General features: G+C 60.3%; 23 protein-coding genes. 10 read left to right on the plus strand and 13 right to left on the minus strand.

Translation table 11 applies throughout. The features are described 5' to 3' along the window. The 4 genes from dnaA to gyrB are packed head-to-tail and all read left to right on the plus strand — an operon-like array spanning position 1 to position 6227. Positions 1–1539, plus strand: a complete 1539-nt coding sequence (gene dnaA / locus ACJA3S_RS00005) for a chromosomal replication initiator protein DnaA (RefSeq protein WP_170027523.1) — start codon at positions 1–3, stop codon at positions 1537–1539. Between the two features lie 40 nt (positions 1540–1579). Beyond that, positions 1580–2683, plus strand: coding sequence for a DNA polymerase III subunit beta (dnaN, locus tag ACJA3S_RS00010; RefSeq protein WP_170027525.1), 1104 nt, complete (start codon positions 1580–1582; stop codon positions 2681–2683). Between the two features lie 15 nt (positions 2684–2698). Beyond that, positions 2699–3802: a DNA replication/repair protein RecF gene (gene recF / locus ACJA3S_RS00015; RefSeq protein WP_170027527.1), complete on the plus strand. Its 1104-nt coding sequence runs from the start codon at positions 2699–2701 to the stop codon at positions 3800–3802. Between the two features lie 4 nt (positions 3803–3806). After that, a complete protein-coding gene (gyrB, locus tag ACJA3S_RS00020) occupies positions 3807–6227 on the plus strand; it encodes a DNA topoisomerase (ATP-hydrolyzing) subunit B (RefSeq protein ID WP_170027529.1) in 2421 nt (806 codons plus the stop codon). A gap of 283 nt (positions 6228–6510) precedes the next feature. On the opposite strand, the gene ACJA3S_RS00025 is transcribed toward gyrB, so the two are convergent. The 8 genes from ACJA3S_RS00025 to ACJA3S_RS00060 all read right to left on the minus strand — a co-directional run bounded on the left by ACJA3S_RS00025 (position 6511) and on the right by ACJA3S_RS00060 (position 13586). Beyond that, positions 6511–7665, minus strand: coding sequence for a glutathionylspermidine synthase family protein (locus tag ACJA3S_RS00025; RefSeq protein WP_406820454.1), 1155 nt, complete (start codon positions 7663–7665; stop codon positions 6511–6513). A 9-nt stretch (positions 7666–7674) separates the two neighbouring features. Next, entirely contained in the window at positions 7675–8388 is a 714-nt protein-coding gene (locus ACJA3S_RS00030; RefSeq protein ID WP_170027533.1) for a DUF1190 domain-containing protein, read from the minus strand. A 14-nt stretch (positions 8389–8402) separates the two neighbouring features. Next, positions 8403–8831, minus strand: coding sequence for a DUF350 domain-containing protein (locus ACJA3S_RS00035; protein ID WP_406820455.1), 429 nt, complete (start codon positions 8829–8831; stop codon positions 8403–8405). A 10-nt stretch (positions 8832–8841) separates the two neighbouring features. After that, positions 8842–9498, minus strand: coding sequence for a DUF2491 family protein (locus ACJA3S_RS00040; RefSeq protein WP_406820456.1), 657 nt, complete (start codon positions 9496–9498; stop codon positions 8842–8844). Next, positions 9498–10523 carry an ion channel gene (locus tag ACJA3S_RS00045; protein WP_406820457.1) on the minus strand — a complete coding sequence of 342 codons (1026 nt, stop codon included), beginning with the start codon at positions 10521–10523 and terminating at the stop codon, positions 9498–9500. Before ACJA3S_RS00045 ends, ACJA3S_RS00040 begins: the two co-directional genes overlap by 1 nt. Positions 10524–10962: 439 nt before the next feature. Continuing rightward, positions 10963–11667, minus strand: coding sequence for a PspA/IM30 family protein (locus tag ACJA3S_RS00050; protein WP_406820458.1), 705 nt, complete (start codon positions 11665–11667; stop codon positions 10963–10965). A 15-nt stretch (positions 11668–11682) separates the two neighbouring features. Beyond that, complete coding sequence (locus tag ACJA3S_RS00055; RefSeq protein ID WP_406820459.1) at positions 11683–12132, minus strand: YjfI family protein; 450 nt, start codon at positions 12130–12132, stop codon at positions 11683–11685. 161 nt (positions 12133–12293) lie between these two features. Then, complete coding sequence (locus ACJA3S_RS00060; RefSeq protein ID WP_406820460.1) at positions 12294–13586, minus strand: sigma-54 interaction domain-containing protein; 1293 nt, start codon at positions 13584–13586, stop codon at positions 12294–12296. Positions 13587–13809: 223 nt separating this feature from the next. Here ACJA3S_RS00060 and ACJA3S_RS00065 point away from each other — a divergent pair, with 223 nt between their 5' ends. Genes ACJA3S_RS00065 through ACJA3S_RS00075 form a run of 3 tightly spaced genes read left to right on the plus strand, consistent with a single transcriptional unit; the run spans position 13810 to position 16820 of the window. After that, entirely contained in the window at positions 13810–14694 is an 885-nt protein-coding gene (locus tag ACJA3S_RS00065) for an MBL fold metallo-hydrolase (RefSeq protein ID WP_406820461.1), read from the plus strand. Between the two features lie 39 nt (positions 14695–14733). Further along, complete coding sequence (locus ACJA3S_RS00070) at positions 14734–16005, plus strand: FAD/NAD(P)-binding oxidoreductase (protein WP_406820462.1); 1272 nt, start codon at positions 14734–14736, stop codon at positions 16003–16005. After that, complete coding sequence (locus tag ACJA3S_RS00075; protein ID WP_406820463.1) at positions 16002–16820, plus strand: sulfite exporter TauE/SafE family protein; 819 nt, start codon at positions 16002–16004, stop codon at positions 16818–16820. Before ACJA3S_RS00070 ends, ACJA3S_RS00075 begins: the two co-directional genes overlap by 4 nt. Here the strand turns inward: ACJA3S_RS00075 and ACJA3S_RS00080 are convergent. Next, entirely contained in the window at positions 16809–17696 is an 888-nt protein-coding gene (locus tag ACJA3S_RS00080; RefSeq protein WP_406820464.1) for a LysR family transcriptional regulator, read from the minus strand. The genes ACJA3S_RS00075 and ACJA3S_RS00080 overlap by 12 nt on opposite strands. 293 nt (positions 17697–17989) lie before the next feature. Between ACJA3S_RS00080 and ACJA3S_RS00085 the strand changes: the two genes are divergently transcribed. Both ACJA3S_RS00085 and ACJA3S_RS00090 read left to right on the plus strand, forming a co-directional pair. Next, complete coding sequence (locus tag ACJA3S_RS00085) at positions 17990–19636, plus strand: GMC family oxidoreductase (RefSeq protein ID WP_406820465.1); 1647 nt, start codon at positions 17990–17992, stop codon at positions 19634–19636. Between the two features lie 99 nt (positions 19637–19735). Beyond that, entirely contained in the window at positions 19736–21355 is a 1620-nt protein-coding gene (locus tag ACJA3S_RS00090) for an MFS transporter (protein WP_406820466.1), read from the plus strand. A 202-nt stretch (positions 21356–21557) separates the two neighbouring features. Here ACJA3S_RS00090 and ACJA3S_RS00095 read toward each other — a convergent pair whose 3' ends face one another. The 4 genes from ACJA3S_RS00095 to glyQ are packed head-to-tail and all read right to left on the minus strand — an operon-like array spanning position 21558 to position 25919. Further along, the gene (locus tag ACJA3S_RS00095; protein WP_406820467.1) at positions 21558–22343 is read right to left on the minus strand and encodes a lysophospholipid acyltransferase family protein; all 786 of its coding nucleotides are present in this window, start codon (positions 22341–22343) and stop codon (positions 21558–21560) included. Between the two features lie 46 nt (positions 22344–22389). Next, positions 22390–22917 carry a D-glycero-beta-D-manno-heptose 1,7-bisphosphate 7-phosphatase gene (gene gmhB, locus ACJA3S_RS00100; RefSeq protein WP_170027560.1) on the minus strand — a complete coding sequence of 176 codons (528 nt, stop codon included), beginning with the start codon at positions 22915–22917 and terminating at the stop codon, positions 22390–22392. Positions 22918–22920: 3 nt separating this feature from the next. Then, positions 22921–24975, minus strand: a complete 2055-nt coding sequence (gene glyS / locus ACJA3S_RS00105) for a glycine--tRNA ligase subunit beta (protein WP_406820468.1) — start codon at positions 24973–24975, stop codon at positions 22921–22923. Continuing rightward, positions 24972–25919, minus strand: a complete 948-nt coding sequence (gene glyQ, locus ACJA3S_RS00110; protein ID WP_029615043.1) for a glycine--tRNA ligase subunit alpha — start codon at positions 25917–25919, stop codon at positions 24972–24974. The genes glyS and glyQ overlap by 4 nt, the downstream gene beginning before the upstream one ends. 83 nt (positions 25920–26002) lie before the next feature. Between glyQ and ACJA3S_RS00115 the strand changes: the two genes are divergently transcribed. Continuing rightward, positions 26003–26554, plus strand: a complete 552-nt coding sequence (locus tag ACJA3S_RS00115; RefSeq protein ID WP_406820469.1) for a DNA-3-methyladenine glycosylase I — start codon at positions 26003–26005, stop codon at positions 26552–26554. Positions 26555–26575 lie beyond the last annotated feature (21 nt).

The following is a 26575-nucleotide window of genomic DNA, read 5'->3' on the forward strand; positions in this document are numbered from 1 at the left end:
GTGTCAGTGGAACTTTGGCAGCAGTGCGTGGAGCTTCTGCGCGATGAACTGCCTGCCCAGCAATTCAACACCTGGATCCGTCCGCTACAGGTCGAAGCCGAAGGCGACGAGTTGCGCGTCTATGCGCCTAACCGTTTCGTTCTCGATTGGGTCAATGAAAAGTACCTGGGGCGCTTGCTCGAACTGTTGGGCGAAAACGGCAGCGGCATCGCGCCTGCCCTTTCCTTGTTGATCGGCAGCCGCCGCAGCTCGGCACCACGTGCTGCACCTAACGCGCCAGTGAGTGCTGCGGTGGCGGCATCGCTGGCCAATACTCAGGCACAGAGCCAGACCCAGAAGGCAGTGCCGGCAGCGGTCGAACCGGTTGCAGTGGCAGCGGCTGAGCCTGTGCTGGTCGATGAGCTGGCCGAACCGTCCTTGCGTGACAGCTTCGATTCCATGGCCGAACCGGCTTCGCAGTCAGCCGCCAGCGCTCGGACCGAACAACGTACCGTGCAGGTCGAAGGCGCGCTCAAGCACACCAGCTACCTGAATCGCACCTTTACCTTCGACACGTTCGTCGAAGGTAAGTCGAACCAGCTGGCGCGAGCTGCTGCCTGGCAGGTGGCCGACAACCCCAAGCATGGCTACAACCCGCTCTTCCTTTATGGGGGCGTGGGCCTGGGCAAGACCCACCTCATGCATGCTGTGGGTAACCACCTGTTGAAAAAGAACCCGAACGCCAAGGTCGTGTACCTGCATTCGGAGCGTTTCGTCGCGGATATGGTCAAGGCACTGCAGCTCAACGCCATCAACGAATTCAAGCGCTTCTACCGCTCGGTGGATGCGTTGCTGATCGACGATATCCAGTTCTTTGCCCGCAAGGAGCGCTCGCAGGAAGAGTTTTTCCACACCTTCAACGCCCTGCTTGAGGGTGGCCAGCAGGTCATTCTTACCTCTGACCGCTACCCCAAGGAGATCGAAGGCCTGGAAGAACGCCTGAAGTCGCGCTTCGGTTGGGGCCTGACGGTGGCAGTCGAGCCACCCGAGCTGGAAACCCGCGTGGCGATCCTGATGAAGAAAGCCGACCAGGCCAAGGTCGAGCTGCCGCATGACGCCGCATTCTTCATTGCCCAGCGTATTCGCTCCAACGTCCGTGAGCTGGAAGGCGCATTGAAACGGGTGATCGCTCACTCGCACTTCATGGGTCGCGACATCACCATCGAGTTGATTCGTGAGTCGCTCAAGGACCTGCTGGCGCTGCAAGACAAGCTGGTCAGTGTGGATAACATTCAGCGTACCGTCGCCGAGTACTACAAGATCAAGATCTCCGATCTGTTGTCCAAGCGGCGTTCGCGTTCTGTCGCGCGTCCGCGCCAGGTGGCCATGGCGCTGTCCAAGGAGCTGACCAACCACAGTCTGCCCGAAATCGGCGACATGTTCGGTGGTCGCGACCATACGACCGTGCTGCACGCCTGCCGCAAGATCAATGAACTGAAGGAATCCGACGCGGACATCCGCGAGGACTACAAGAACCTGCTGCGGACGCTGACGACCTGATGGCCGTCTGCGCAGCTAATTGAAGGCAAGGGACTAGACCATGCATTTCACCATTCAACGCGAAGCCCTGTTGAAACCCCTGCAACTGGTCGCCGGTGTCGTCGAGCGCCGTCAGACCTTGCCGGTGCTGTCCAACGTATTGCTGGTCGTTCAAGGCCAGCAACTGTCGTTGACCGGTACCGACCTGGAAGTCGAGCTGGTAGGCCGCGTGCAACTGGAAGAGCCAGCCGAGCCTGGCGAAATCACTGTTCCAGCTCGCAAGCTGATGGACATCTGCAAAAGCCTGCCGAACGACGCCCTGATCGATATCAAGGTTGACGAGCAGAAACTGTTGGTCAAGGCCGGCCGCAGCCGCTTTACCCTGTCGACTCTGCCTGCCAACGACTTCCCGACCGTCGAAGAAGGCCCGGGCTCGCTGACCTGCAACCTGGAACAAAGCAAACTGCGCCGCCTGATCGAGCGCACCAGCTTCGCCATGGCCCAGCAGGATGTGCGCTACTACCTCAACGGCATGCTGCTGGAAGTGTCCCGCAATACTCTGCGGGCGGTATCGACCGACGGCCACCGCCTGGCGCTGTGCTCCATGAGCGCGCCGATCGAGCAGGATGAGCGCCATCAGGTGATCGTGCCGCGTAAAGGTATCCTCGAGCTGGCACGCCTGCTCACCGATCCGGAAGGTATGGTCAGCATCGTCCTCGGCCAACACCACATCCGTGCCACCACCGGTGAATTCACCTTCACCTCCAAACTGGTGGACGGCAAGTTCCCGGACTACGAGCGGGTTTTGCCAAAAGGCGGTGACAAGCTTGTGGTCGGTGACCGCCAGGCGTTGCGCGAAGCGTTTAGCCGTACTGCGATTCTTTCCAACGAAAAGTACCGCGGTATTCGCCTGCAGCTGGCAGCTGGTCAATTGAAAATCCAGGCCAACAACCCTGAGCAGGAAGAAGCTGAAGAAGAAATCAGCGTGGACTACGACGGTAGCTCGCTGGAAATCGGCTTTAACGTCAGCTATCTGCTGGACGTGCTGGGCGTAATGACTACCGAGCAAGTTCGTCTGATCCTGTCCGACTCCAACAGCAGTGCGCTGCTGCAGGAAGCGGGTAACGACGATTCTTCCTACGTTGTCATGCCGATGCGCCTGTAACCCGTAGCAGGCGAAATGTCCCTTCGACGTATCATGGTCACCGCGGTGCGCAACTTGCACCCGGTGACACTCTTACCCTCTCCCCGCATCAACATCCTTTACGGCGCCAACGGCAGCGGCAAGACCAGTGTGCTCGAAGCGGTGCACCTGCTCGGGCTGGCGCGCTCTTTCCGCAGTACCCGCTTGAACCCGGTCATTCAGTACGAACAGCCTGCCTGTACCGTATTTGGTGAAGTGCAATTGGCCGAGGGCGGCAGCAGCAACCTGGGCGTATCCCGGGAGCGGCAAGGAGAGTTCACTATTCGTATCGATGGGCAGAACGCACGCAGCGCAGCACAGTTGGCTGAACTGCTGCCGCTTCAGCTCATTAATCCGGACAGCTTCCGCTTGCTGGAAGGTGCCCCGAAGATTCGCCGGCAGTTTCTGGATTGGGGAGTGTTCCACGTGGAACCTCGTTTCCTGCCAGCTTGGCAGCGGCTGCAGAAGGCGCTGCGGCAGCGGAACTCATGGTTGCGTCATGGTACACTTGACCCAGCTTCGCAAGCCGCCTGGGACCGGGAATTGTGCCTGGCCAGCGCGGAAATAGATGAATACCGTCGCAACTACATCAAGGCCTTGAAGCCCGTCTTCGAGCGAACCCTGAGCGAACTGGTCGAACTGGACGGGTTGACCCTGAGCTACTACCGAGGCTGGGATAAGGACCGGGAACTGCAAGAAGTACTCGCCTCCTCTCTCCTTCGCGATCAGCAGATGGGCCACACCCAGGCCGGTCCGCAGCGCGCTGATCTGCGTCTTCGTCTGGCTGCCAACAACGCAGCCGACATTCTGTCGCGTGGTCAGCAAAAGCTGGTGGTGTGTGCCTTGCGCATTGCCCAAGGCCACCTCGTTAGTCAGGCTCGCCGCGGTCACTGTATTTATCTCGTGGATGACTTGCCGTCCGAATTGGATGACCAGCATCGCCGCGCGCTGTGCCGCTTGCTTGAAGAATTACGCTGCCAGGTGTTCATCACCTGTGTAGATCACGAATTACTGAGGGAAGGCTGGCAGACGGAAACGCCAGTTGCTTTGTTCCACGTGGAACAAGGCCGTATCACCCAGACCCACGACCATCGGGAGTGAAGGCATGAGCGAAAATCAAACGTACGACTCCTCCAGCATCAAGGTGCTGAAAGGTTTGGATGCCGTACGCAAGCGTCCCGGCATGTACATTGGCGACACCGATGATGGTAGCGGCCTGCACCACATGGTCTTCGAGGTGGTCGACAACTCCATCGACGAAGCCCTCGCCGGTCACTGCGACGACATCACCGTCATTATCCACCCGGACGAATCCATCAGTGTGCGCGACAACGGTCGCGGCATTCCGGTCGACGTGCATAAAGAAGAAGGCGTTTCCGCAGCTGAAGTCATCATGACCGTACTGCACGCCGGCGGTAAGTTCGACGATAACTCCTACAAGGTATCCGGTGGCTTGCACGGCGTAGGTGTTTCCGTGGTGAACGCCCTGTCCGAGAAACTGGTACTGACTGTTCGCCGTAGCGGCAAGATCTGGGAGCAGACCTACGTCCATGGCGTTCCCCAGGCTCCGATGGCGGTGGTTGGCGACAGCGAAACCACGGGTACCCACATCCACTTCAAGCCGTCGGCCGAAACCTTCAAGAACATTCACTTCAGCTGGGACATCCTGGCCAAGCGTATCCGTGAGTTGTCGTTCCTCAACTCGGGCGTGGGCATCCTGCTGAAGGATGAGCGCAGCGGCAAGGAGGAGTTCTTCAAATACGAGGGCGGCCTGCGTGCGTTCGTCGAATACCTGAACACCAACAAGACCCCGGTGAACTCGCAGGTGTTCCACTTCAATGTCCAGCGCGATGATGGCGTAGGCGTGGAAGTTGCCCTGCAGTGGAATGACAGCTTCAACGAAAACCTGCTGTGCTTCACCAACAACATTCCTCAGCGTGACGGTGGTACGCACCTGGTGGGCTTCCGTTCCTCTCTGACTCGTAGCCTTAACAGCTACATCGAGCAGGAAGGCCTGGCCAAGAAGAACAAGGTGGCAACCACTGGCGATGACGCTCGTGAGGGCTTGACCGCGATCATCTCGGTGAAGGTACCGGACCCGAAGTTCAGCTCGCAGACCAAGGACAAGCTGGTCTCCTCGGAGGTTAAAACCGCCGTGGAACAGGAGATGAACAAGTACTTCGCCGACTTCCTCCTGGAAAACCCGAACGAGGCCAAGGCCGTCGTTGGCAAGATGATCGACGCGGCGCGTGCGCGCGAAGCTGCCCGTAAAGCCCGCGAAATGACTCGCCGCAAAGGGGCGCTGGATATCGCCGGCCTGCCGGGCAAACTGGCGGACTGCCAGGAGAAGGACCCTGCCCTTTCCGAACTGTACCTGGTGGAGGGTGACTCTGCGGGTGGTTCGGCCAAGCAGGGCCGCAACCGTCGTACCCAGGCGATCCTGCCTTTGAAGGGCAAGATCCTCAACGTCGAGAAAGCACGCTTCGACAAGATGATCTCGTCCCAGGAAGTTGGCACGCTGATCACTGCGCTGGGCTGTGGTATCGGCCGCGAAGAGTACAACATCGACAAGCTGCGCTATCACAACATCATCATCATGACCGATGCTGACGTTGACGGTTCGCACATCCGTACCCTGTTGCTGACCTTCTTCTTCCGTCAGTTGCCGGAGCTGGTCGAGCGTGGCTACATCTACATTGCCCAGCCGCCGCTGTACAAAGTGAAGAAGGGCAAGCAGGAGCAGTACATCAAGGACGACGAGGCCATGGAAGAATACATGACCCAGTCGGCCTTGGAAGATGCCAGCCTGCACCTCGACGAGTCGGCGCCGGCGGTTTCCGGTGTGCAACTGGAAGCGCTGGTCAACGAATTCCGTAGTGTCATGAAGACCCTCAAGCGTCTGTCGCGCCTGTACCCGGAAGAGCTGACCGAGCACTTCATCTACTTGCCGGAGGTAACCCTTGAGCAGTTGGGTGACCACGCGGTGATGCAAGCCTGGCTGGCCAAGTTCCAGGAGCGTCTGAGCAACAGCCAGAAGTCTGGCCTGGTCTACAAAGCCAGCCTGCGTGAGGACAAGGAACGCAATGTATGGCTGCCAGAGGTGGAAATCACCTCTCACGGCTTGGCCAGCTACGTCACCTTCAACCGTGACTTCTTCGGCAGCAATGACTACCGGACCGTGGTCAACATCGGTGCCAAGTTGTCCAGCCTGTTGGGTGAAGGCGCCTACGTGCAGCGTGGTGAGCGTCGCAAAGCGATCGTCGAATTCAAGGAAGGCCTGGACTGGCTGATGAACGAGACTACCAAGCGCCACACCATCCAGCGATACAAAGGGCTGGGTGAGATGAACCCGGACCAACTATGGGAAACCACCATGGATCCGGCTGTTCGTCGCATGCTCAAGGTGACCATCGAAGACGCCATCGCTGCCGACCAGATCTTCAACACCCTGATGGGTGATGCGGTCGAGCCGCGTCGTGACTTCATCGAAAGCAATGCGCTGTCGGTATCGAACCTGGATTTCTGATCAGGATGCCGGTTCACAGAATAGTTGCACGTTTCTCGAATAGTTGACCGGCCGGGCTCCAAGCCTGGTCCGCGTCGGCCCCAATCAAGCCCGCCTTTCGCGGGCTTTTTTTTGCCTTGGAGTTCTATCCGGAGTTGCCCGCCCTGCTCGATCGAGCATGGATGGAACCGGAAATGGGTTGCGGCAGGTTGTGGGCGAGCCGGAAAGGAACACCCGCGGATTACCCAGTACATCGCCTTTGCCAACCCTCGTTGGCAAATCGCAACTCTGGGTGAGTTGCGGATCAGTCGAGGATGAGGTGGGGAAGGAAACGGCTACTGTCTTTTGTCACGAGTGAGTCATCCTCGCGGATACCGATTCCTGCAGCGTTGTCGCCAATGACCCAGGATCCGATCAGGGTGTAGCTGTCGCCAAATTTCGGAAGCGGGGCACATTCCTGCAGAATGTATGGAGCATCTGTGTAAGGGCCATCCACTTTCACAAGCTGCTCGTCCGCAGTGCGAAGCTCGATGTTGGCTCCCTCCCTGGAGAAAAATGGTTTTCTGACCCACCCCTTGGGTACCGGTCGGCCAGGTTCACCATCAAAGAAGGTGGGGAGCAGGTTGGGATGCCCTTTGTTGAACTCCCAAAGCAGCGGCAGAGCCCCCTTGTTAGAGAGTACGGCCTTCCACATGGGCTCAAAGAATTGGGTATCCGAGCTGGCAACCAACGGCCCGAATTCCTCGTGCATGATGAACTCCCAGGCATGAAGCTTGAACAGGTGAGGAATCCAATTCTCTTGCTGGTCCACGAACCTCTGACCGTTGTACCCGATGTCCTCGAGGTAGATGTGGTGAGTCTGGATGCCTGCCTTCTCAGCGATCATGCGCAGGTAGTCGGTAGTTCCCTTGTCCTCTTCGGATCCTGTGATCGAGGCGAAGTAGAACGGGCGATCGATCTGAAGCTCACAGAACACTTGAGTGAGCTGATCCTCGATACTGTTGAACTGATCGGCATGACTCGGGAGCATACCCATCTGAATGCACTGATCCAGCCAGTCCCATTGTTGGGCTGAGCCCTCATACAAGCTGGTCGGGGTGTCGTAGTTTAGTTCCAGCAACTTGGCCGGACCCTTGCCGTTGTACGAGAAGTCCATGCGCCCATACAGGTGCGGATGACCCTCCTTCCAAGATTCGCGGATCGCATCAAAATACGCTGGAGGAATGCTCAGCCTAGACAGCAATTCTTCACTGTCCACGACACGAGATACCAAGTCCATACACATCTGGTGAAGCTCGGCAGTCGGGTCCTCAAGGTCCTTTTCGATCTGAGAGAGCGTGAACTGGTAGTAGGCGCTTTCGTCCCAATACCGCTCACCATCAATCGTGTGGAACTTGAACCCGAACGATTCTGCCCGCGACTGCCAGTTGGGTCGTTCATTGATCGCGATCCGTTTCATCTTGCTTCCTTAGCCGCCGAAACTGCCGCCCCAACCACTACGGGCCGAAGCTGATTTGCCGAAACCACCGCGGGAGGTGGTACTACTTACCGCGATCGGCTTGGTGTTGATGGATGGTTTGAGCCCGGATTTGCTGCTGGATACGTAGCTGGCGCCGCGCTTGACCTGGGTCGAATTACTGAAGTTGGTACCAGACTTGATCCGACTTGCAAGGGTCGAGGTCGAATAGCTGTCACGGTCAGAACGGTACCGGTACACCGGCTCCGAGTAGTAGCGCCCGTTATTGCTCGACAGCATGTTGCCGATCAGCATACCCAAGACAACATCGTTCAGCCCGCTGGTACCAGCGCCACCTGAACCTGCACTTGCATGCGCTGCGTTCAGTTGCGCCTCGGACACAGTGCCATCGGCAGTCAGCGCAAAGCCGGAAAGCGGAGGAGTGAACTTGCCGTCTGAATTGGCCTTGCAGTAGTTCTCGATGAAATCGGCGTCGCATTCAGCCTGGCTGTTGTATGTCGGCGCAATGCGCCGATGTTCGGCCATGGCCGCCATGTAGGCCTCAGAGCAGATATCCACCGGGACTTTCTGGTCGACGCACTGTTGGACCGTGTCAAATTTGAAGGTCTTGCTGACTTGATAGTTGGGTTCTTTTGGCTGGCACCCAGTGATGGCCACCGCCACAGCTGCAGAGAGCGACAGCTGTACGCACTTGCTTCGCTTCATGGATTCCCTCCAGCTCAGTTGGTAGAAGGAGTCATGCAGGCTGCGTTCAACAGACCCACACTGATCGCGATGGCTGCCACATAGATGCCTGCCGCAACTTCACCCTTGTGGATACGCTCCGAGAGCCCTTTGAGAATCAAGTGCACACCGTAGAATGCCAATAGCTGAACGAAGCCAGCGATAACAGCCCAGACCAGAAAGTCGAGGATGCTGACCGAGAAGGAGATCACACTGCTTACCGGCAGGGCGAAGCCGATCACAGCGCCGGCCAGCGCAATCGCGGCGGCAGTGTTCCCCTCTCGGATGAGCTGGAATTCTTTGTGCGGGGTAAGGCGTACGTAGATGAACTGGAACAGCGCCAGCAGGACCAAGGCCCCGATGATGTAGAGGACGAAGCCGATCACGGCTGGCGCATTCAAAGACATTTTCAGTGCTTCAAGCATGGAGTGTTCCTTACGTGCTTTGTAGGTCAGAAGAGAAAAGGTTTACGCCCAGCGAAGTTGTAACGCAGACAGCCCCCTGTTCGGACTCCTCAACCGAGAAGAGCAGCAGCTCCTTCCGATCAGTGAGGCCGATGTCACGCGAGTACAGCATCGAGCGATGCTGGACTTCGTAGGACTCATTTGGGTTGGCCACTCGCTCGACAAGGTCGACCAGCTCGGTCTGACCTTCGGAGCTGCCCCACTCCCGGTAATACGCATGACCATCGTGCATGTAGACCGGCATGCCGATTTTGCTTGCGGGCCCTGCAATGGCGGCTAACTCACTTTGGCTATGGATGAACTTGCAATCGATGTAGTTGAACAGCACCAGCGCATCGACTTGTCCATCGCGCTCGCCGGATGTCAGTACCTGGATCCAGAAGTCCTCATCGTCGAGGTAGATGCGGGTCAGCCAGCTGGATTGACCAAGGTCTATAACCCCCTCTGCGAAGGCGTTTTGCGCTGTCGGTAGCATCACCTTGGTGGCCCCCTCAAACAGCAAGCTCAGACCGGGATCAATTGAGACCATTGCGCCCTGCCCAAGGCCAAGTGGCCCCTTTGGCAAAGGCGCGGTGTTCGTACTAGGCGTTGGCGATTCGAGGCCGAGAAGCCGCTTGAAGAAGCTCATCAGATGTCACCGGCGATGCGTTTGTTGGCGATATAGAAGATCTCTCCTGCACACACCTGGGTATCGGAGGGAGGATTGATCAGCAGCCGGTCCTCGCCTTCAGCCTTGTAGGCAATGACGGTTGCGTTGTGACGATCTTTCATGGAAGCGAAAAGCTCGCCAAATGACCACTGGATGCCAGGTTTGAGAATTGCACGGTATTGGGTGGCGCCGCTTCCCACAGTGAGCAGTTCGGTGATGAGCTCGGAGGAGCCAGGGTCTTGGGAGGAGCGCACCAGCATTTCCACGGACATACTGGACGTGCACTCCAGACCGGGCGCATAGCTTCGAGCCAAGTCAGCTTTTTGAGAATCACTGAAGTGGGCCACAACGTGGCCTCGAGGTTGGAGTTTATGCACGGCCAAGACTACGGCCAGCGTCTGGTCATCAGTTTCTGTTCGGATCAGAACGCGCTCCGCCGTCGACACTCCGGCACGGGCCAGCAAGCAGGGCGAACTCAAATTCTCACCACGAACAAAGGACGCCCTCCCTCCCATTGGATTCTCGTCCAGGCCGGTTGCGCAGATGACTATCAGATGATCGTTGGATACATCGTCCTGATGCAGCAGGTTGATGATTTCTTCACTGCTCTGCCCAAGCCATCCGATCAGGACGGTGTGGCCGGACTGTTTTTCGAAACTGCCGTTTCCCTTCACTTGGCGCCTCCAGAGTTCGATTATGGAGTTGGTTGTTTTGCCAATGACGGCCGTCAGAAGGGCGATGCCGCCGACCATCATCCAGATAGCAACAAAGATCCTGCCAGCCGGACCTTGAGGGGAAAGATCCCCATAGCCCACCGTCATGGCAGTCGTGATGTAGAAGTAGAAGAAGGTCGTCGGATCTCCGACGAGGTGTTTCTCGCCTGCGTACCACAGGCCAATGTACGCAACGGCGAAGTGGACTAGAACTGCCAGCACGAGCGCCATCCACGTGAATCTGACGAGCACGGTAGCTGCAACCTGCCGAAGAAGCAGAAAGATCGACATAGGCCAATATCCGTAATTTGAATTTGGGTTTCGAGACGCCAGCACGGAACCTTGCAGATGCAATGAGATTCAGCGAGCTCTATCAGCGCCTCTTTCGGTACGGGTTTTGAGGACCAATGCTTCTACAGTTGCATAGCGTCCGATGCCATACCCGAGTGTCAACATCGACAGAACTGCATAGGGGATGGCGCTAGAAAGCAGATGCCCAAACGGGCCATGCAGGAAGGGAGACAGGAAAACTCCGGCTACACCTCCTGCGCTTCGCGGCTGTAGGCCAAACGCACCCAGAGGGAATCCGAGGAGAGCGTTACCGAGTTGTAACGCGAGCATAACCACGAGTAGCGCAGCGACGATGCGCAAGGCTTTTCCATTTGCCAAGGACGTTTCCTTCTAGCGAGATTCGCCGGCCGGGATAACCCGGCCGGCGCCCGATACCTGGTTACTGCTGAGCTGAGCCTTTCAAACGGGCCAGTACAGACTGGGCACTGTTCTCGTCGGCGATGATGTTGGCCTCCCGCAGACGCTTGTCCAGATCACTCCCATCGGCATGAGCAGCGAGCTCTTCATGCGCATTGAGGGTCGCCTCGCGCTCATCTTGACGCTGCTTGAGACGGTTGAGGGTCATGACTGCGGTTTCCAGTTTGCCATTTGCCTGGCCGCTGGACAGGGTAGCGCTGACCTGCGCCTTCTGCACGGTTTCGCGGGCCTTGGCCATGTCCACCTGCGTACGCAAACCATTGATCCGGGACTGCGCCTTCTCGATGTCAGAACGCATGCGGGCGATGCCACCCTGCAGCTGCTGGTGCGCTTCGCGCTTGAGCTGGAGCTTGCCCTCGATCTCGCCGATTCGGCCAGCGATTTCCAGGGCTAGGTCCTCACGATTCGCAGCCAGGGACTTCTTAGCTTTTTCTTCCAGGTCACCGATCGTGCACTGCAGCTCGGCGAGCTCTTTGGATGCCAGCTTCTCCTTACCCATCAGAGCCGCCAGTTCGTTCTGCGCACTGCGGATAGCTGAGTCTGCGTCACGGATCTCTTGATCCAGAATGGTAATGGCTTGCCTGTCGGCGATGGCCTCGCCGATTTCTGTACCCTTACCACGCAGTGCGGTCAGCAGCTTGCGCCAGAGCGATTGATTGTTATCCATGGTTGTCCCTGTCCGTTATTGGCTGAAGAAGGATTCGAAAGCGATGACCGCTCTCTGGACGTTCTCAGCCAGGGTCAATATTTCAGTGACGACGTTCGCCAGCGAGGAATCAGCGGTCAAGGCGCCGAACATGTTGTAGGCCGTCTCACCGTTTGGCATGGTTTCGATGCCGATGCTGGACAGCGGGAACATCTCCCGACTGCGCAGTACCGCGTCATTGAAGGCGCTCACATCAGTGACGTCTTCGGCTTCGATCAGCAACGTGTCGACGATGATCTGTTCACCAGCAACCACGATGAATACAGACAAACCTCCGAATTCATGCAGGTCGACCTTGATAGCTTGCTCAGCGCCCTCGATGAGTGCCAACGAGGCGCTACCCAGCACGGGGTCGCGCTCATTATTCATCAAGGTGCTGAGTGCATCGAAAAGGCGCTTGGTGTTCCAGGTGTTTCCTTCCGTCATGAATGACTCCATCTTGAACTTGCCAGCTATCAGCGGCTGGCGAAGACGCCGAACTGGAGGATTCGCTTTAGGCATAACCCCTCCGGTGTGATGCTTACATATACCACTGAATTGAAGTCAATATATCGCCTGCGAGAGTACCCTGTAGAACTCGCCATTTTTCAATTCAGGCCGAGCTCCTTCAAGCGGCGGTACAGCGTGCGTTCGCTCAAGCCGAGGTGACGGGCCAGTTCACTGCGCGACCCCTTGAAGTGTTCCAACGCCTGCGCCAGCTCACCCAGGTGATTGCGCCGGCCGCCGCCCAAGACTGCTGCAGTTGGCCCGATGTCCTCGGGTAAATGTTCCGGCTGGATCAGCCCGTCATCGGCAAACAACCGCGCCCGTTCAAGGATGTTGCGCAGCTCGCGGATATTGCCCGGGAACGGATGCAGCCGAAGCTGCTGCAAGGCATCGTCGCTCAGCGTGGGTGTCGGTTTGCCAGCCATGCGCTGAAGCAGGCTCTGCGCGAGCAGAGGCAGGTCCTCCACTCGCTCGCGCAAGGCCGGCAGGCGGATCGGGAAGCCGCTGATGCGGTAGTACAGGTCTTCGCGGAAGCTGCCGTCTGCAACCATTTGCCTGAGCGGTTTGTGGGTGGCCGACACCAGGCGGAAATCCGAATGCACCGTGCGCAGGCTACCCACCGGACGGAAACTGCCAGACTCGATCAGGCGCAGCAGCTTCACCTGCATCGCCAGCGGCACTTCACCAATTTCATCGAGGAACAGGGTTCCGCCATGGGCAGCTTCCGCAAGGCCGATCTTGCGCTGGTTGGCGCCGGTGAACGCCCCCTTCTCGTAGCCGAACAACTCGCTCTCGAACAGTGATTCAGTCAGGCCGGTACAGTCGACCACCACCAATGGCCCATTCGCCCTGGGGCTGCCCATGTGCACCGCGCGGGCAAACAGTTCCTTGCCGGTACCCGACTCACCTTGCAGCAACACCGGAATCTGCGCCGGCGCTGCCCGTTGCAGGCTGGCCAGGGCGGCCTTGAATGCAGGGGCGCGCCCCACCAGCCCTTGTTCCTGTGGCTGTGCCGACGCCAGGGTAATGCTGGTCAGGCGTTCGACGAAGGCCACTACCCTGCCCTGTTCATCCAGGATCGGACGTAACTCGACATCCACATGCTCGGGCCCGCGTGGCGTGTGATGAATGTGCAAGACCCGCTCTGGCTGCTTGCTGTGCCATGCCTTGCGCATCGGGCAATGCTCGCCGGCCTGGTCGCAAGGCACGGCATAGTGATGCGAGACCTTATGGCATTTTTCACCCAGCGGCGCCTGGTCGTGGTGGCCGAACTGGCGGCGATAGGCGGCATTGGCAGCGAGGATGTTGTAGTCGGTGTCCAGCACGATGGTTGGCAGGGCATCGTGCTCGAGATAGGAAACCAGGGCGAGGATGAGCGGGTGGGTTTCAGGCATGGGGACACCGGTAGGTTTACCGGCGCAGGGTAACAAGGACTGCCAAATACTGCCATTGGCTGACAGTCGACTGCCAGCCCGTGCTGCCAGTAGCAGTAAGCGCTGTCAGTAACAAGCCGATTTCATTGGTCTGCTCGCAGGAAAATGCCTGGCATGCATCTTGATAAAGCTCCTTTCACTGCCTACGCCTGTACAAGGCTGGGCGGAAAATTTGGAGAACGTGATGATCATCGGCAACAACCTGCACGTGGACGCCTTCTATGACCAGGCGACCTCGACCATCAGCTACCTGGTCATGGACCGTGAAACACGCCACTGCGCATTGATCGACAGTGTGCTGGACTACGACCCGAAGTCCGGACGCACCTGCACCGTTTCGGCAGACCGCCTGGTCCAGCGCGTGGCCGAGCTTGAAGCCCGCGTGCAATGGATACTGGAAACCCATGTACACGCCGACCACCTTTCGGCAGCGGCTTACCTGAAGGCGAAACTGGGTGGCCACACCGCCATTGGCGCACACATCACCCAGGTGCAGAAAGTGTTTGGTGCGTTGTTCAACGCCGAACCTGGCTTCGCTCGCGATGGCAGCCAGTTCGATGCGTTGTTCGAGGACGAAGAAGGCTTTCGCATCGGCAACCTGCATGCCCGTGCCTTGCACACCCCGGGACACACTCCCGCGTGCATGAGCTTCATGATCGAGGACGCAGGCGAGACCGCCGTGTTTGTCGGCGATACGCTGTTCATGCCCGACTACGGCACCGCTCGTTGTGACTTCCCTGGGGCCGATGCGCGCACCCTGTACCGCTCGATCCGCCGCCTGCTGGCCTTCCCTGACCAGACGCTGCTGTTCATGTGCCATGACTACCTGCCCGGTGGCCGCGACATGCAGTACGTCACCACGGTGGCCGAGCAACGCGCCAGCAATATCCATATCCACCAAGGGATCGACGAGGACAGCTTTGTCGCCATGCGCGAAGCCCGCGACAAGACCCTCGATATGCCTGTGCTGATCCTACCGTCGGTGCAGGTGAACATGCGCAGCGGCCAGTTGCCCGCGCCGGAAGAGAATGGTGTCAGCTACCTGAAGATTCCGCTGAACACGCTGTGACCACCCTGCCCCATAACCAGATTTCCAGGATTTACCGCCATGCCTGCCTTGTTGTCCCCTGCCAATAGCGACCATCACACCGTGGTCATCGTCGGTGCCGGTGCCGCCGGTATTGCCACCGCCTCCAGCCTGATCAGCCGTGACCCGTCGCTGGACGTGGCGTTGATCGACCCTGCCGAGGTGCATTACTACCAACCCGGCTGGACCATGGTCGGTGCCGGTGTGTTCACCGCACCGAGCACGGCCCGCACCATGGCCTCGACCATTCCGCGCGGTGTGCGCTGGATAAAGGCACGGGTGCAAGGGTTCGACCCGCACGGCCAACAGGTCATCCTCGACGATGGGCGCGCCATCGGTTACCAACAGCTGGTGGTTTGCCCTGGGCTCAAGCTGGACTGGGCTGCCATCGAGGGGCTCAGCGAAACCCTGGGGCGCAATGGCGTCACTTCCAACTATCGCTATGACCTGGCCCCCTATACCTGGGAGCTGGTGCAGAAGCTCAAGCAAGGCCGCGCCCTGTTCTGCCAGCCGCCGATGCCGATCAAATGCGCGGGCGCTCCGCAGAAGGCGCTTTACCTGTCTTGCGACCACTGGCTGCGCCATGGCCGGCTGGGTGCAGTGAAAGCCAGTTTCTTCAATGCCGGTGCGGTGTTGTTCGGCGTGCCGGACTACGTACCCGCGCTGATGAAGTACATCGAAAAGTACGCGGTGGACCTCAACTTTGCTCACCGCCTGGTCGCCGTGGACGGCGCCAACAAGCGCGCCACCTTTGTGCGGACCTTGGCTGATGGCAGCAGCGAAACCCGCACCGAGGCTTTCGACATGCTGCATGTGGTGCCGCCACAAGTGGCGCCGGATTTCATCCGCGAAAGCCCCTTGGCCGACGCTGCCGGTTGGGTTGATGTCGACCCGCACACCCTGCGCCATCGCCAGTTCGCCAATGTTCATGCCCTGGGTGACGTTGCCAACACCAGCAATGCCAAGACCGCTGCGGCTGCTCGCAAGCAGGCCCCGGTAGTGGCCAACAACGTGTTGGTGGCACTGGGCAGGCTGCCAACCCTGGCCCGCTACGACGGGTATGGCTCCTGCCCGCTTACCGTTGAGCGGGGCAAGATTGTCCTCGCGGAGTTCAGCTATGGCGGCAAGCTGGCGCCGAGTTTCCCCAGCTGGTTGCTGGATGGCCGCAAGCCGACGCGCCTGGCCTGGTTGCTCAAGGCGCAAGTGCTGCCCCCCTTGTACTGGCAAGGCATGCTCAAGGGACGCGAGTGGCTGGCGCGGCCGCAGCCGCTGGTAGCCGAGGGTGGCCAGTGATCGAACAGCAACTGTTGGGTGCAGGCCTGGGGGCAATCATTGGCGCCGTGCTGGCGTTGACCGGTGCAGGGGGTGGCATCCTGGCAGTGCCATTGCTGGTGTTCGGCCTCGGGCTGTCGATGGTCGAGGCGGCACCGGTTGGCCTGCTGGCCGTCGGCCTGGCGGCGGCTGTGGGGGCTGTGCTGGGCTTGCGCCAGGGCTTGGTGCGCTACCGGGCGGCATTGTTCATCGCCTTGGTGGGTGTGGCCACGGCGCCGTTCGGGCTGATGCTGGCGCACCGCGTGCCCAATTCACCCTTGCAATTGGTATTCGCCGGGGTACTGGTATACGCGTGCCTGCGTATCTGGCGCAAGGCGGCCAAGGAATTGCGTGGCGAAGCCAATGACGCCCATCGCTACATCGAACCCTGTGTGCTCAACCCGCTGCAGGGGCGTTTGCGCTGGACGCTGCCCTGCGCGCGCGCCCTGGCGTTCACCGGGGCATTGTCCGGCCTGCTGTCCGGGCTGCTGGGTGTGGGCGGTGGCTTTGTCATCATCCCGGCGCTGAACCGCTATACCAATTTGCGCATGGCCAGCATCGTCTCCACCTCATTGGCGGTGATTGCCCTGGTGTCTACCGGCAGTGTGGTCAGTGCCAGCCTGGCCGGGGTCATGCACTGGCAGGTCGGTGCGCCGTTTGCCGTTGGCGCGGTGCTCGGCTTGCTGCTGGCGCGGCCTTTGGCGGCCAGGCTGGCCGGGCCGCGTTTGCAGCAGATGTTCGCTATGGCGGGGTGGGTGGCGGCGGCGCTGCTTGCCGGCAAGGCATTACTGGGCTAGCAGTTCGCTCTGTTCAGCCGCACACAGCGCCAGCAGGTAGTCCCATACGACCCGCAGGCGCACCGACTTGTGCAGCTCGCGACGGGTGCAGATCCAGTAGCTGCGCTGGATGGTCTCGCCAGGCAGTACGCGCACCAGTGTCGGGTCGTGGCGGGCCATGTAGTTGGGCAGTACGGCGATGCCCAGCCCGGCGCGGGCGGCGGCCTGCTGAGCGATCACGCTAGTGCTGCGGAATACCACGTTGGGTGTGCGGCAGAAGCTGTTGAGAAACAACAGCTCCTGGCTGAACAGCAGGTCGTCGACGTAGCCGATCCAGCTGTGCCGGGCCAGGTCCTCGCGGTTGCGCAACGCAGGCGCACGGTCCAGGTAAGCCTGGCTGGCGTACAGGGCCAGGCGATAGTCGGTGAGCTTGCGGGTGATCAGCAAATCGGCGCTCGGACGCTCCAGGTGGATGCTGATCTCCGCTTCGCGGTTGAGAATGCTGACGAAGCGCGGCACTGCCACCAATTCCACTTCCAGGCCGGGGTAGCGTTCGAACAGGGCATTCATGCGCGGAGTGAAGAACATGATGCCGATGCCTTCGGTTACCCCAAGGCGAATCTTGCCCAGCGGGGTGATGGCCTGGGTGATTTCTTCCTGCGCCAGCAGGGCGACATTTTCCATGGCCTCGGCGTGTTTGAGCAGGGCCTGGCCCGAAGGGGTCAGCTCGTAACCTTGGGCGTGCTGCACGAAGAGCGCGGTGCCCAGGCTCTGCTCGATGTTTTCGATATGCCGGGCGACGGTGCTGTGGGTGGTGTTGAGGCGCTTGGCGGCGGTTAGCAGGCGGCCGCTGCGCTGCAACTCGAGGAAAAACCGCAGATCGTTCCAGTCGAACATGCTATTCCCTGTGCTCCAGGCGCGTACTTGTGTAGAAGCGGCCTTGTGTCGCGATGGGGCGCGCAGCGGCCCCGAGTACAGCAAACCCGGTCCATCTCAATGACCGAATGTGCTTTACCAGGGCCACTGCGCGCCCCATCGCGACACAAGGCCGCTCCTGCAGTGACGCACCGTTGCAGTGATGGTCGCTGTGCCAAAACGCACAGCGGCTGCGCGAAATCTCGTGTTTCCTCCACGAAATTACTCACTAAGATGGTTCGGGACAAGAATAAAAAACAGGCGCGAGGTTGCACATGCCATCAGCCGATTCTGTCTTCGACTACGTGGTTGTAGGTGCCGGCCCTGCCGGATGCCTGCTGGCCAATCGTTTATCCGCCGACCCGTCCTGCCGCGTCCTGCTGCTGGAAGCGGGTGGACGCGACAACTATCCGTGGATTCACATCCCTGTCGGTTACCTCTACTGCATTGGCAACCCGCGCACCGACTGGTGCTACAGGACCGAGGCACAGCCCGGCCTGGGCGGCCGCGCGTTGGGTTACCCGCGAGGCAAGGTGCTGGGCGGCTGTTCCTCGATCAACGGCATGATCTACATGCGCGGCCAGGCGGCGGACTATGACCGTTGGGCCGAGCAAGGCAATGACGGCTGGGCCTGGAAGGATGTACTGCCGCTGTTCAAGGCCAGCGAGAGCCACTTTGCCGGTGCCAGCGAATACCATGGCGGTGACGGCGAATGGCGGGTTGAACGCCAGCGCTACAGTTGGCCGATCCTCGACGCCTTCCGCGACGCTGCCGAGCAGAGTGGCATCGGCAAGGTCGATGACTTCAATACCGGTGATAACCAAGGCTGTGGATATTTTCAGGTCAACCAGCGCAGCGGTGTGCGTTGGAACGCCTCCAAGGCTTTCCTGCGGCCTATCAGTAACCGCCCCAACCTTACAGTGCTGACCGGTGTCGAGGTTGACCAGGTGCTTCTCAACAACACCCGTGCGCGTGCTGTGAAAGCGCTGTGGCAAGGTGCCTGGCACGAGTTTGCAGCACGCCGCGAGATCGTGCTGTGCGCGGGGGCGGTGGGATCGCCGGGTATCCTGCAGCGTTCCGGCATCGGCCCGCGCCCGCTGCTGGAACGCCTCGGTATCGGCGTGCGTCACGACATGCCAGGTGTGGGGGGTAACCTGCAGGACCACCTGCAACTGCGGTTGATCTATCAGGTCCGCAATACCCGCACCCTGAACCAGATGGCCAACAGCCTGTTGGGCAAGATGGGCATGGGCCTGCGCTATCTCTACGACCGCAGCGGTCCGCTGGCGATGGCCCCGAGCCAGCTGGGTGCGTTCGTACGCTCTGGCCCGGAGCAGACCACCGCCAACTTGCAGTATCACGTGCAGCCGCTGTCACTCGAGCGCTTCGGCGAGCCACTGCACGCGTTTCCGGCCTTTACCGCATCGGTGTGCAACCTGCGCCCGGCCAGCCGCGGGCGTGTCGATATCCGCAGTGCCGACATGAGCAGCACGCCGCTGATCGACCCCAACTACCTCAGCGCCGCCGAGGATCTGCGCGTTGCCGCCGATGCCATTCGCCTTACCCGGCGTATCGTCCAGGCGCCTGCCCTCGCCGCCTTCGAGCCCAGGGAATATCTGCCCGGCCCAGCCTTGCAAAGTGAGCAAGAGCTGTTCGAAGCCGCGGGCAAGATCGGCACGACCATCTTTCACCCGGTCGGCACCTGCCGCATGGGCAACGGCGCAATGGATGTTGTGGATAACCAGCTGCGGGTGCATGGCATCCCCGGCCTGCGCATCGCCGATGCCTCGATCATGCCGCAGATCACTTCCGGCAATACCTGTTCACCCACCCTGATGATCGCTGAAAAGGCGGCGCAACTGATCCTCAAAGGAGCGGCTACCCAGACCTGTCTGAACGAAGACGCAATACCGACGCCCTGACCCGGGTGCGTGCAAGTGAACGGCGGCTTGCGGTCAGAAGCCGTCGACAGTGGAACAACAACAATAATCACTGTGGCCTTAGGGCCGAGGACAGCAACGATGTCGGATTTCATCCAAGAGCAGAGTGCGGCGGCCAGCAGCCCCAGCCGTCGTGAAGAGCGCAAGATCATTTTCGCGTCATCCCTCGGGACGGTGTTCGAGTGGTATGACTTTTTTCTCTATGGCGCGCTGGCAGCGGTCATCAGCAAGCAGTTCTTTGCTGGTGTGAACGACACCACCGCGTTCATCTTTGCCCTGATGGCCTTCGCTGCCGGCTTCCTGGTGCGGCCATTCGGTGCATTGGTGTTCGGCCGCCTGGGGGACATGATCGGGCGCAAGTACACCTTCCTGGTCACCATCGTGCTGATGGGCCTGTCGACCTTCGCTGTCGGGCTGTTGCCCACTTACGCCAGCATTGGCATTGCCGCACCGATCATCCTGGTGGTGCTGCGCATGCTGCAGGGGCTGGCGCTGGGCGGTGAGTACGGCGGTGCCGCCACTTACGTGGCCGAACATGCACCGCCCGGCAAGCGCGGCTTCCATACCGGTTTCATCCAGTCCACCGCCACGCTCGGCCTGTTGCTGTCGCTGTTGGTCGTGCTGGGCAGCCGCTATATCAGTGGCGACCAGTTCGAGACGTGGGGCTGGCGCCTGCCGTTCCTGTTGTCGATCGTGCTGCTGGCCATTTCCACCTGGATCCGCATGAGCATGCATGAGTCGCCGGCCTTCGTGAAAATGAAGGCCCAGGGCAAGGTCAGCAAATCGCCGATTCGTGAGTCGTTCACCTCCTGGCCGAACCTCAAGGTAGTGCTTACCGCCTTGTTCAGCATCAACGCCGGGCAGGCTGTAACCTTCTACACCGCGCAGTTCTATGTGCTGTTCTTCATGACCCAGATGCTGAAGATGGACCCGGCCCAGGCCAACACCCTGTTGATCATCAGCGTGGTGATCGGGGCGCCGTTCTTCGTGTTCTTCGGCTGGTTGTCCGACCGTGTTGGCCGCAAGCCGATCCTGATGCTCGGGCTGCTGCTGGCCACCGTACTGTACTTCCCGCTGTTCAAGGCGCTGAGTCATTACGCCAACCCACAGATCGACGCCGCCAGCCGCCAGGCACCGATCGTGGTCACTGCCGATCCACAAGGCTGCACCTTCCAGTTCGACCCGGTGGGCAAGGCGCGTTTCGACAGCCCATGTGACAAGGTCAAGACCTTCCTGGTGAAGCAGGGCCTGCCCTACAGTTCGGTGGATGTAGCCGGCAGCGAAGTGGTGGTGAACATTGGTGACAAGACCATCAACGGCTTCGACGAAGCCGCCATGCGCGCGGCGGTGGAGCAGGCCGGCTACCCGGCCAAGGCTGACCCGTCACAGGTCAACCAGGTGATGGTGGTGGTGTTGATCGTGGCAATGATCCTGATCGCGACCATGACTTATGGCCCGCTGGCGGCGGTGATGGTCGAGCTGTTCCCGACCCGTATCCGCTACACCTCGATGTCGCTGCCCTACCACATCGGTAATGGCTGGTTCGGTGGCTTCCTGCCGACGGTGTCGTTCGCGCTGGTGGTGTATACCGGGGACATCTTCTATGGGCTGTGGTACCCGGTGCTGGTGACAGGGGTCAGCCTGGTGGTGGGATTCTTTTGCTTGAAAGAAACCAAGGATGTGGATATCGACAAGGTCTGACGGCTAACGCGGACCTGCTCTCGACACACATGATCCACCTATAAAAAAACCGGCTGTAAAAGCCGGTTTTTTTATGCCCAGAAAAAACTTATGCACGATTTTCAGAAAAAGGTCATACAGAAAAATAAGCAGCTAATTCAATGCCTTAGCGCTTACTTCGACCATTTCATCCAAAAATTGCACACAAGTTATCCACAGATGGTCAAGCCATTTGTTCCTGAGGGTTTTCCGCTGCCGGAGGCAGCGAACCCATGGCCCGCTGGGTCGCTTCATTCCATGCTGCGGCGCGGTCATTGAGTTCGGCGATTGCACGTGGCCCAGTGCCGTTGGCGTACATCGGTTCGCCAATGACCACCTCGATCGTGCCTGCGCGTTTGCCCCAACCGGTCTTTGGCCAGAACTTGCCAGCGTTGTGCGCGATCGGCAGCACCGGCAGCCCGGCATTTACCGCCAAGGCAGTACCGCCACGGGAGAACTTGCCGATGGTGCCGAACGGTACGCGGGTGCCTTCCGGGAAGATCAGCACCCAGATTTTCTGCTTGAGCAGTTCATCACCCTTGCTTGCTACCTGGCGCAGGGCTTCCTTGGGGTTGTCGCGGTTGATCGCGATCGGCCGCAGCATGGCCATGGCCCAACCGAAGAACGGCACGTACAACAGCTCGCGCTTGAGCACCTGGCTCAGCGGCGAAAAGTATTGGGAAAGGAAGAACGTTTCCCAGGTGCTCTGGTGGTTGGACAGGATCACGCAGGGCTCCTTCGGCACGTTTTCGGCACCGGTGATCTTGTAATCGATACCCAGGATGGTACGCACCAGGAACAAGGCACAACGGCACCAGTACACATTGATGAACGTATAGCGCTTGGGGAAAGACAGGAACGGCGCGACAAAGAAGCTCAGCGAGCACCACAGCAGCGAACTGGTGCCCAGCAGCAGGTAAAAAAGAAAGATTCTGATCGCCTGCAGGATCGACATAGTGGCTTGTACCATTGCGGGGCATGCCCGCCTGAGAAAAATGCGCCCGAAGGCGCACTGTTTAAATTAGTTCTCTGGCGATAGCTGCCAGATCGTCGAAAATCAGTGTAGTTTCCGGGACGCCTTTTTCCAGGGTCCGCTCGCCCTTGCCGGTTTTCACCAGCACCGGTTGTGCACCGACGGCCAAGGCGGCTTCCAGGTCACCCTTGCTGTCGCCGACGAACCAGACGCCTTCAAGGCTCACCTGGTAATGCTCGGCGATAGCCCGCAGCATGCCAGGCTTGGGCTTGCGGCAATCGCAGCCCTCGTCAGGCCCGTGCGGGCAATACACGATATGGCCCACTTCGCCGCCCTGCTCCGCCACCAGCGTGCGCAGGCGCGCATGCATGGCTTCGAGAGTGGCCAGGGGGTAGTAGCCACGCGCAATGCCGGACTGGTTGGTGGCGACAGCCACCGTCCAGCCCGCCTTGCTCAACTGCGCGATCGCTGCGACCGAGCCAGGGATCGGGACCCATTCTTCCAGCGTCTTGATGTAGGCGTCGGAGTCGTAGTTGATCACCCCGTCACGGTCGAGAATCAGCAGTTTCAAGGCTTACCCCAGCAGCGAGATGTCGGCCACGCCCAGGAACAGGCCGCGCAGGCGGCTGAGCAGGGCATAACGGTTGGCGCGTACCTTGGCGTCCTCGGCGTTGACCATCACCGCCTCGAAGAAGGCGTCGACCGGATCACGCAGGGCTGCCAGGCGAGCCAGCGATTCGCTGTACTGGCGTGCAGCGGCCATCGGTTGTACGGCCTGGTCGGCCTGTTGGATCGCCGAGTACAGCGAGAACTCGTTGGCGTTGTCGAAGTACTTCGGCTCGACCTGGTCGGCGATGGCGCCTTCGGCCTTGCTCAGCAGGTTGGACACGCGCTTGTTCACCGCAGCCAGGGCCTCGGCTTCCGGCAGCTTGCGGAACGCCTGCACGGCCTGCACGCGCTGGTCGAAGTCCAGCGCCGAGCGTGGCTGCAGGGCCCGTACCGACAGGTAGGTGGCAACGTCGATGCCTTCGTCTTCGTAGCGTGCACGCAGGCGGTCGAAGATGAACTCCAGCACCTGTTCGGCCAGCCCGGCGGCCTTGACCTTGGCGCCGTACTGCTTGACCGCGAAGTCGACCGCAGCGGTCAGGTCCAGGTCCAGCTGCTTCTCGATCAGGATGCGCAGCACGCCCAGGGCGGCGCGGCGCAGGGCGTACGGGTCCTTGCTACCGGTGGGCAGCATGCCGATACCGAAGATGCCGACCAGGGTATCGAGCTTGTCGGCGATGGCCACGGCAGCACCGGTGAGGGTCTGCGGCAGCTCGGCGCCAGCACCGCGCGGCATGTACTGCTCGTTCAGAGCCAGGGCGACGTCTTCCGGCTCGCCGTCGTTGAGCGCGTAGTAGTAACCGGCGACACCCTGCATTTCAGGGAATTCGCCAACCATCTCGGTGGCCAGGTCGCATTTCGACAACAGGCCGGCGCGGCCGGCGCGCTGGGCGTTGCCGCCGATCAGCGGGGCGATGAAGGCAGACAGCTTGGAAACGCGCTCGGCCTTGTCGTACACGGTACCCAGCTGAGCCTGGAAAACCACGTTCTTCAGGCGCTCGTTGAAGGTTTCCAGCGGCTGCTTCTTGTCCTGCTTGAAGAAGAACTCGGCGTCGGTCAGGCGTGGGCGCACGACCTTCTCGTTACCCTGCACGATCTGCTTCGGGTCACGGCTCTCGACGTTGGCCACGGTGATGAAGCGCGGCAGCAGCTTGCCGTCGCTGTCCAGCAGGCAGAAGTACTTCTGGTTGTCCTGCATGGTGGTGATCAGGGCTTCTTGCGGCACTTCGAGGAAACGCTCCTCGAACGAGCACACCAGCGGTACCGGCCACTCGACCAGGGCGGTCACTTCGTCCAGCAGCGCCGGTGGCACGATGGCGGTACCTTCCTGCTGCATGGCCAGCTCGGCGGTACGCTTGCTGATCAGCTCGCGGCGCTCGGCGAAGTCGGCCAGCACGTAGGCTTTGCGCAGGTCTTCGACGTAGTTGGCCGGGGTGGTGATGAGCACGTTCTCCGGGTGGTGGAAGCGGTGGCCACGGGATTCGCGGCCAGCCTTCTGCGACAGGATGGTGCAGTCGACCACCTGGTCGCCCAGCAGCATCACCAGCCATTGGGTCGGGCGCACGAACTCTTCACGGCTGGCTGCCCAGCGCATGCGCTTGGGAATCGGCAGGTCGTTCAGCGAGTCTTCGACGATGGTTGGCAGCAGGCCAGCGGTGGCCTTGCCTGGAATGTGCTGGGAGAAGCGCAGCTTGGGGCCGCTCTGGTCGATTTCGGCCAGCTCCACACCGCACTTCTTGGCAAAGCCCAGGGCCGCCTGGGTCGGCTCGCCTTCGGCGTTGAATGCCGCCTGCAGGGGCGGGCCGTCAATGTTGATGCTGCGGTCTGGCTGCTGCACGTCCAACTGGCGGATTAGCACGGCCAGGCGACGCGGCGCAGCATAGACGTGCTTGCCGGTGTAGTTCAGGCCGGCGGCCTGCAGGCCCTTCTCGATGCCGGCCAGGAAGGCTTCGCCGAGGCTGGCCAGGGCTTTCGGTGGCAGCTCTTCGGTGCCCAGTTCTACCAGGAAATCTTGAGCACTCATTGTGCAGCCTCCAGCTTAGCCAACACTTCGTCACGCAGTTCAGGGGTGGCCATCGGGAAGCCCAGGCGTGCACGGGCTTGCAGATAGCTTTGCGCCACGTCCCGGGCCAGGGTACGTACACGCAGGATGTAGCGCTGGCGCTCGGTTACCGAGATGGCGCGGCGGGCGTCCAGCAGGTTGAAGGTATGCGAGGCCTTCAGGACCATTTCATAGGTCGGCAGCGGCAGCTCCAGCTTGATCAGGCGGTTGGCTTCGCTTTCGTAGAAATCGAACAGTTCGAACAGCTTCTCGACGTTGGCGTGTTCGAAGTTATAGGTCGACTGCTCCACTTCGTTCTGGTGGAACACGTCGCCGTAGCTGACCTTGCCGAACGGGCCGTCGGCCCATACCAGGTCGTACACCGAGTCAACGCCCTGGATGTACATGGCCAGGCGCTCCAGGCCATAGGTGATTTCACCGGTGACCGGGTAGCACTCGATGCCGCCCACCTGCTGGAAGTAGGTGAACTGGGTGACTTCCATGCCGTTGAGCCAGATTTCCCAGCCCAGGCCCCAGGCGCCCAGGGTCGGCGATTCCCAGTTGTCCTCGACGAAGCGAATGTCGTGCACCAGCGGGTCCAGGCCGATGGCTTTCAGCGAGCCGAGGTACAGCTCCTGGAAGTTGGCCGGGTTCGGCTTCAGTACTACCTGGAACTGGTAGTAGTGCTGCAGGCGGTTGGGGTTTTCGCCATACCGCCCGTCGGCAGGGCGACGGCTAGGCTGCACATAGGCGGCGTTCCAGGTTTCTGGACCCACGGCGCGCAGGAATGTGGCGGTGTGGAATGTGCCGGCGCCTACTTCCATATCGTAGGGCTGAAGCACCACACAACCTTGCTCGGCCCAGTAGTTCTGCAGGGCGAGGATCAGGTCTTGGAAGGTACGCACGGCTGGCGTAGGCTGGCTCACGAAATTCACCTGTATCTGGGGATGCGGATGTAAAGAGCGGGAGTATAACCTGATTCGCCTCGCCCTCTACTCATTGGAGCCTTATGCCACGCTGCTTTTGGTGTACCGACGATCCGTTGTACCAGGCCTACCATGACCAGGAATGGGGTACGCCCCAGCGTGACCCGGCGTTGCTGTTCGAGATGCTTTTGCTCGAAGGGTTCCAGGCCGGGCTTTCCTGGATCACCGTTTTGCGCAAACGTGAGCGCTATCGCGAGGTGCTGCATGGCTTCGATCCCGTGCAACTGGCGGCCCTGAGCGATGAGCGGATCGAAGCGCTGATGCAGGACGCCGGCATCATCCGCAACCGCCTCAAGCTCAAGGCCGCCCGGCGCAATGCCCAGGCCTGGCTGGCTGTGGATAACCCGGCGCAATGGCTCTGGTCGTTCGTTGGTGGGGAACCGAAGATCAACCATTTCAGTAGCCGCAGCGAGGTGCCAGCGGTAACCGAGGAGGCCAAGGCCATGAGCAAGGCCCTGCAGAAGGCCGGCTTCACCTTCGTCGGCCCGACCATCTGCTATGCCTTCATGCAGGCCACTGGCATGGTCATGGACCACACCACCGATTGCGATCGCTACGCCGCCTTGTTGCGCTGAGGGGTTACAATGCGCGCCTTG

It is taken from the genome of Pseudomonas sp. KnCO4 (genome assembly GCF_045344305.1).
Classification (GTDB): domain Bacteria; phylum Pseudomonadota; class Gammaproteobacteria; order Pseudomonadales; family Pseudomonadaceae; genus Aquipseudomonas; species Aquipseudomonas anuradhapurensis.